We start from the raw sequence: 234 nt of genomic DNA, 5'->3' as shown, positions 1-234 counted from the left end.
CTCGTTGAAGGCGCCGCGGACCTTGGCGATCATCGCGTGGCGGGCGACGAAGCCGATCCGGGAGTGCGACGGGTCGAGCGTGTAGGTGCCGGTCAGGTCCTGCACCCGGGCGATGGTGGCTGTGCTCATTGGGGTTCCTCCGTTAGTTGAAGTCTCAACTAAAAGCATAGGCGCCGACAGTTGATTCGTCAACTACCCCATTCAGCACGTGGCGAAACAACCCTCCCGGGTATG

1 protein-coding gene is annotated in these 234 nt (G+C 61.5%); it reads right to left on the bottom strand.

Annotated elements, in window-relative coordinates; translation table 11 throughout:
- The coding region (locus BN358_RS22905) for a YceI family protein (protein WP_198018362.1) at positions 1–129 on the bottom strand (129 nt) is incomplete at its 3' end.
- Positions 130–234 lie beyond the last annotated feature (105 nt).

The sequence above is a fragment of the Sedimentibacter sp. B4 genome, from assembly GCF_000309315.1.
Classification (GTDB): domain Bacteria; phylum Bacillota; class Clostridia; order Tissierellales; family Sedimentibacteraceae; genus Sedimentibacter; species Sedimentibacter saalensis.
Note: the sequence above shows the minus strand (reverse complement) of the source record. Positions and strands in the feature narration are given on the sequence as shown.